This window comes from Methylophaga sp. UBA4204, assembly GCF_002379485.1.
GTDB lineage: Bacteria > Pseudomonadota > Gammaproteobacteria > Nitrosococcales > Methylophagaceae > Methylophaga.
The window spans coordinates 34131-39718 of record NZ_DFTU01000087.1 but is presented as its reverse complement, the minus strand read 5'-3'; the positions used below and the strand labels follow the sequence as shown (position 1 = coordinate 39718).

The following is a 5588-nucleotide window of genomic DNA, read 5'->3' as shown; positions in this document are numbered from 1 at the left end:
CCATTTTGCAGTTCCGTGAAAAAACAATGATGCCGACCAGTATGACAGGCGATGCCACCTATCTGTTCAACTTCAAGCAAAATGGCATCCTGATCACAGTCAATACGTATAGATTTGATGATTTGCTGATGGCCGGATTGTTCACCTTTATGCCACAGTTTTTGCCGGGATCTTGACCAATAAACAGCGTGGCCAGTTTCAGCCGTTAGCTGTAATGACTCACGGTTCATCCAGGCTAAAGTAAGTACTTGCTTAGTTGAAAACTCTTGTGTGATAACGGGAAGCAAGCCATCGTTTCCCCAATTGACCTGTTCCAGCCATGCCGTCATAAACGTACCTCAATGCCTTGTTCTGCCATTTGCTGCTTGGCTTCGCCGACAGTATGTTCACCGAAATGAAAGATGCTGGCGGCCAGTACCGCATCGGCATGACCTAATTTGATACCATCAGTCAGATCCTGCAATTTACCCACACCACCAGAGGCTATCACCGGTACCACAACCGCATCACTGACAGCTCGGGTTAGCTCTAAATCAAAACCGGATTTGGTGCCATCACGATCCATACTGGTCAGTAAAATTTCGCCAGCGCCAAGCTCAACCATTTTTTTGGCCCACTCTACGGCATCAATGCCGGTTGGTTGGCGACCACCATGGGTAAAAATTTCCCATCTTGGTGTCTGACCCTCTGCAGAAACACGTTTGGCATCAATAGCGACCACGATGCATTGCGAACCAAATTTTTCGGCAGCTTCACGAACAAAATCCGGGTTTTTAACCGCTGCAGAGTTAATACCAACTTTATCTGCGCCAGCATTCAGCATGCGACGAATATCCGCTACAGTTCGAATGCCACCACCAACCGTCAGTGGAATAAATACCTGACTGGCAACAGCTTTGACAACATCTTCCATGGTGTCACGGTTGTGATGTGTGGCAGTGATATCCAGAAAAGTCAGTTCATCTGCGCCCTGTTCATCATAACGTTTGGCAATTTCAACTGGATCGCCGGCATCACGTATATCGACAAACTGCACACCTTTTACGACACGACCGGCATCAACATCAAGACAGGGAATTATGCGTTTTGCCAGTGCCATATCAGAACTGTAACGGTGGATTCAAACGATCAGCCAGCGATTGACCTTCCGCCAGATCGATGGTGCCTTCATAGATTGCACGGCCGATAATGGCCCCCATAACACCTTCTGATTCGTAATGGCAAAGGGCCTTGATATCGTCATAGTTGCTGACACCGCCGGAAGCAATTACCGGGATATTAATGGCGCGAGCAAGGTCACGAGTGGACTCAAGATTAACACCCTGCATCATGCCGTCTCGGCTGATATCGGTGTAAATAATAGCCTCAACACCATCCTGTTCAAACTGTTGGGCAATATCGATGACATCGTGATTGGACAACTTGGACCAGCCATCGATTGCAACCTTGCCGTCTTTGGCGTCGAGACCAACAATAATATGACCCGGAAACTCGGCACAAACATCGCCAACGAAATGCGGAGCATTGATGGCTTTTGTGCCAATAATGACATAGCGAACACCAGCATCCAGGTAGGTTTGGATGGTGTCTTCATCACGAATGCCACCACCAACCTGTACATCAAGATCAGGAAATGCAGCGCAAATTCGATGAATAACATCAGCGTTAACCGGATTACCCGCAAAAGCACCGTCCAGATCCACCATGTGCAAACGTTTGGCACCGGCTTCAACCCATCTGGTTGCAACCGCCAGCGGATCTTCTGAAAATACGGTGTTATCTTCCATGCGTCCCTGACGCAATCGAACGCAGTGACCCTCTTTAAGATCAATGGCAGGGATTAATAACATAACGCTTTCTCCATCAAACAAAATGTCAGGACTGACCGTCCCAATTAATAAAATTTTTCAATAACTGTAAGCCGGCATGCTGGCTTTTTTCGGGGTGAAACTGTACTGCAAAAAGGTTTTCATGCGCCAACGCTGCTGCAAAAGGTAAAGCGTAATGACTACGACCAGAGATTTTGGTTTCATCGGCAGGCTGTACATAAAAACTATGAACAAAATAAAAGCGACTATTCTGTGGTATATCTTGCCATAAGGGGTGGACGCAGGTTTGTTCGACTTCATTCCAGCCCATGTGTGGTACTTTCAGGCCCTGCTCAACCGCTTCTTTAAAATACAGAACGTCACCTTCAATGATGTCCAATCCAGCCGAGCCTTGGTTTTCCTGACTATGCGTTAATAAAGCCTGCATACCCAGACAAATTCCCAGAAAAGGTTTTTTGCTGGCCATTTCACAGATGAGCCTGTCGAGTTCAAGTTTTTTGAGTTCCGCCATACAGTCACGAATCGCGCCGACACCCGGGAATACGATGTGATCTGCTGCCCGAATCTCTGACGGATCAGCGGTAACGAGAATTTTAGTGTGGTTATCAGCTACGGCTTCCAATGCTTTGGAGACTGAGCGTAAATTACCCATGCCGTAATCAATAACTGCAACGCAACGCATAAAACAAAGACCTGCTCTAGAATGTGAGAGTTATAAAATCGTTAACCGATTATAATGCGCCCTTGGTGGATGGCAATTGCTGTAAGGCTCGTTCATCTAATGTGACAGCCATTCGCAGGGCCCGACCGAACGCTTTAAAAATGGTTTCAGCAATATGATGCGCATTTCGGCCTTTAAGATTATCAATATGCAATGTAATACCGGCATGATTGACTAAACCCTGAAAGAATTCATAAAACAAATCAACATCAAATTCACCGATTTTGTCTCGAGTAAATGTCACATCGAATTCAAAGCCGGGTCGGCCAGATAAATCCAATACTACACGAGACAAAGCTTCATCCAGTGGGACATAGGAATGACCATAACGGACCACACCTTTTTTATCCCCCAGCGCTTTTTTTAATGCCTGACCAATTGTGATACCAACATCCTCAACGGTATGATGAGCATCAATGTGCAGATCGCCTTTGGCGTTGATTTGCAGGTCGAATAAACCGTGACGGGCAATCTGTTCCATCATGTGATCAAGGAATGGCACGCCGGTTTCGGATTGAAATTTTCCGCTTCCATCCAGATTGATGGAGACTTCAATTTGAGTTTCGAGCGTGTTACGCGCAACAGTGGCGCTACGAACGGTCATTTGCTTTCCTGAAAACTGAAATAAAAACAAATAATAACTGTTTCAGTGGCGGGTTTGAAGCGTTATCATGTCCTGTGACTTTTTTACGGATAATAAAATGACACAAGCTCGGGTGATTACGCCATTATTTGAGGACTTGGCTAAGGTTGAACATCATCATCAGCTCGCCTGTCAATCATGTGCTTTGTATCGGTTATGCCTGCCCTTGGGGCTGCATCGGGATGACCTGACCAAGCTCGATCAAATCATTAAACGCAGTGCTGGATATAAACGCCACCAGATTCTGTTTGAACCCTCCTCTACTTTTAAAACAATCTTTGTTGTTCGTTCTGGTTCGTTCAAAACCACGATCTCTGCGACGGATGGGCGCGAACAGGTCACCAGCTTTTATTTCCCCGGTGAATTTATTGGTATGGATGCAATTTACCAGCAACGTTATTTATCCACAGCCCGGGCACTTGAAGCCAGCAGTGTTTGCGAATTGCCTTATGAGCGCCTGCAGGAATTCAGTGCGACTATCCCGGAGTTGCAAAATCAATTGATGACCCGTTTGAGCAAAGAATTGTCATCGGATAAAAATTTATTGTTGTCTCTCGGCAAAAAAACCGCCCAGGAAAAGCTGATTAGTTTTTTACTGTCTCTATCACAACGTTTCAGTGAACGTGGTTACTCGTCGATGTCATTTCAATTGACCATGTCCCGTGGGGATATTGCCAACCATCTGGGATTGGCGATTGAAACGGTCAGTCGTTTATTTACCCAGTTACAGGATCAGCAGCTATTGTCGATTCAGGGCAAAGAAGTAACGATTTTAGACCTGCCAGCATTAAAACAACGCTGCGGATAGCCTGAACCGCACTTTATTGACCTGGATCAATGTTGATCTCCAGATACTCCGTATGATCTGAAATTGTGTTCCACAACAGATCATTATTCGGAGTCGTGCCATGAAAAAAATTCCCCTGATTTCCTCAATCCTGCTTGCTGCTGGTCTTGCCAGCCCTGTTTCAACCGTGATGGCTTATGAGGCCGGTGACTGGTTAATACGGGGACGTGTTATCAATGTGAATCCAAATGATAGCAGCGGCACTCTCAGCCTCAATGGTGCAGATACTGGATTTAAAGGGGTAAAAGTCGATAGCGATACGGTTCCAGAACTGGATATTACCTATATGATCAACCGCAACTGGGGAGTAGAGTTGATTTTAGGTTATTCAGAACACACGGTTACCGGTGAGAAAAGCTGGGCTGCTCTGGGTGACGTCATTGATACTAAAGTACTGCCACCCACATTGACGCTGCAATATCACTTTTTGCCAGGCTCAAATATTCGTCCTTATATCGGGGCCGGGGTGAACTACACCTACTTCTTTGATGAAGAAGTTCCGAGCAGTTCTTTACTTAGCAGTCCAGGCGATAAGGTCAAACTGGACAGCTCCTGGGGTTGGGCTGCACAAGCCGGGGTGGATATTGCCATCAATCAGGATTGGTTTATCAATATGGATGTCAAATATCTGGACATTGATACGACAGCCAGTTTCAAAAATGTACTTGGCACCAATAGCGCAAAAATTGATGCTGATATTGATCCCTTTGTTTATGGTATCGGTATAGGCCGCCGTTTCTAAATTCCTCTCTAAGGCCCTAAAAAAGCCCTCCTGATGGAGGGCTTTTTTTATTCCTGGCTTTGTGGTGTGACTAATGTTTTCAGCCTGACGCCACATAGCGTTAATACAGCAAAATAAACAATTGCAGAAGTCGTTATCAGCCCCATCAATATGCCAAACCGATGCCAGCCACTCCAGCTTATCCAATCGCCATTAATCGGCGTTACCCATAACAAGAACGCTACTAATACGATATTGGCGAGCAGCATACGGACAAAAAATAAGCCCCAGCCAGCAATGGGTTGATAGACTGCTTTTTTTCGAAGTGTGTAATACAGTAAGCCAGCATTGAGCATCGCTGATAAAGCCGTGGCTAAAGCCAGCCCCACATGGGCCAGATAAATCATCAACACAATGTTCAGTCCCATATTGCTTATCATCGCAATAATGCCGATTTTGACAGGGGTTTTGGTGTCCTGACGGGCATAAAAGCCCGGTGCAAGTACCTTGATAAAAATAAACGGCAATAAGCCCAAACCATATGCCATCAAGCTTAATGATGCCTGATGGGCATCATTTGGCGTGAATTCGCCATATTGAAACAAGGTAAGCAACAACGGTTCAGCAAGAATAATCAGGCCGATAGCAGCAGGAGTACCGATTAAAAATACCCAGCGTAACGCCCAGTCAATGGTGTGTGAAAACTCCTGCATGGAGGCTGTGGCGTGTTTCTTCGAGAGATTGGGTAATATTACAGTGGCCAGTGCAATCCCCAGGATGCCTAATGGAAATTCGACCAGTCGATCAGAATAATACAGCCATGAAAT

8 protein-coding genes are annotated in these 5588 nt (G+C 45.8%); 2 read left to right on the top strand and 6 right to left on the bottom strand.

Features of this window, described 5'->3' with window-relative positions; translation table 11 throughout:
- From hisI to hisB, 5 genes are all read right to left on the bottom strand, one after another.
- Positions 1-329, bottom strand: a 329-nt coding sequence (gene hisI / locus B3182_RS12645; RefSeq protein WP_292752993.1) for a phosphoribosyl-AMP cyclohydrolase, incomplete at its 3' end; no start/stop codon positions are given.
- Positions 326-1099: an imidazole glycerol phosphate synthase subunit HisF gene (gene hisF / locus B3182_RS12640; protein WP_292358623.1), complete on the bottom strand. Its 774-nt coding sequence runs from the start codon at positions 1097-1099 to the stop codon at positions 326-328. The genes hisF and hisI, both read right to left, overlap by 4 nt.
- A gap of 1 nt (position 1100) precedes the next feature.
- Positions 1101-1850 carry a 1-(5-phosphoribosyl)-5-[(5-phosphoribosylamino)methylideneamino]imidazole-4-carboxamide isomerase gene (gene hisA / locus B3182_RS12635; protein WP_292358625.1) on the bottom strand — a complete coding sequence of 250 codons (750 nt, stop codon included), beginning with the start codon at positions 1848-1850 and terminating at the stop codon, positions 1101-1103.
- A gap of 25 nt (positions 1851-1875) precedes the next feature.
- Entirely contained in the window at positions 1876-2511 is a 636-nt protein-coding gene (gene hisH, locus B3182_RS12630) for an imidazole glycerol phosphate synthase subunit HisH (protein ID WP_292358627.1), read from the bottom strand.
- Between the two features lie 49 nt (positions 2512-2560).
- Entirely contained in the window at positions 2561-3154 is a 594-nt protein-coding gene (hisB, locus tag B3182_RS12625; RefSeq protein WP_292358629.1) for an imidazoleglycerol-phosphate dehydratase HisB, read from the bottom strand.
- Between the two features lie 97 nt (positions 3155-3251).
- Here hisB and fnr point away from each other — a divergent pair, with 97 nt between their 5' ends.
- Together fnr and B3182_RS12615 are read left to right on the top strand one after the other, a co-directional pair.
- Entirely contained in the window at positions 3252-4001 is a 750-nt protein-coding gene (gene fnr / locus B3182_RS12620; RefSeq protein ID WP_292358631.1) for a fumarate/nitrate reduction transcriptional regulator Fnr, read from the top strand.
- A 100-nt stretch (positions 4002-4101) separates the two neighbouring features.
- The gene (locus B3182_RS12615) at positions 4102-4782 is read left to right on the top strand and encodes an OmpW/AlkL family protein (protein WP_292358633.1); all 681 of its coding nucleotides are present in this window, start codon (positions 4102-4104) and stop codon (positions 4780-4782) included.
- A 47-nt stretch (positions 4783-4829) separates the two neighbouring features.
- Here B3182_RS12615 and murJ read toward each other — a convergent pair.
- On the bottom strand, positions 4830-5588 hold a 759-nt coding region (murJ, locus tag B3182_RS12610; RefSeq protein WP_292752990.1), incomplete at its 5' end, for a murein biosynthesis integral membrane protein MurJ.

What these genes read in the sequence shown, in the direction of transcription:
- hisF (WP_292358623.1), bottom strand. Translation starts at nt 1,099, where the DNA reads ATGGCACTGGCAAAACGCATAATTCCCTGTCTTGATGTTGATGCCGGT.
- hisB (WP_292358629.1), bottom strand. Translation starts at nt 3,154, where the DNA reads ATGACCGTTCGTAGCGCCACTGTTGCGCGTAACACGCTCGAAACTCAA.
- fnr (WP_292358631.1), top strand. Translation starts at nt 3,252, where the DNA reads ATGACACAAGCTCGGGTGATTACGCCATTATTTGAGGACTTGGCTAAG.
- hisH (WP_292358627.1), bottom strand. Translation starts at nt 2,511, where the DNA reads ATGCGTTGCGTTGCAGTTATTGATTACGGCATGGGTAATTTACGCTCA.
- B3182_RS12615 (WP_292358633.1), top strand. Translation starts at nt 4,102, where the DNA reads ATGAAAAAAATTCCCCTGATTTCCTCAATCCTGCTTGCTGCTGGTCTT.
- hisA (WP_292358625.1), bottom strand. Translation starts at nt 1,850, where the DNA reads ATGTTATTAATCCCTGCCATTGATCTTAAAGAGGGTCACTGCGTTCGA.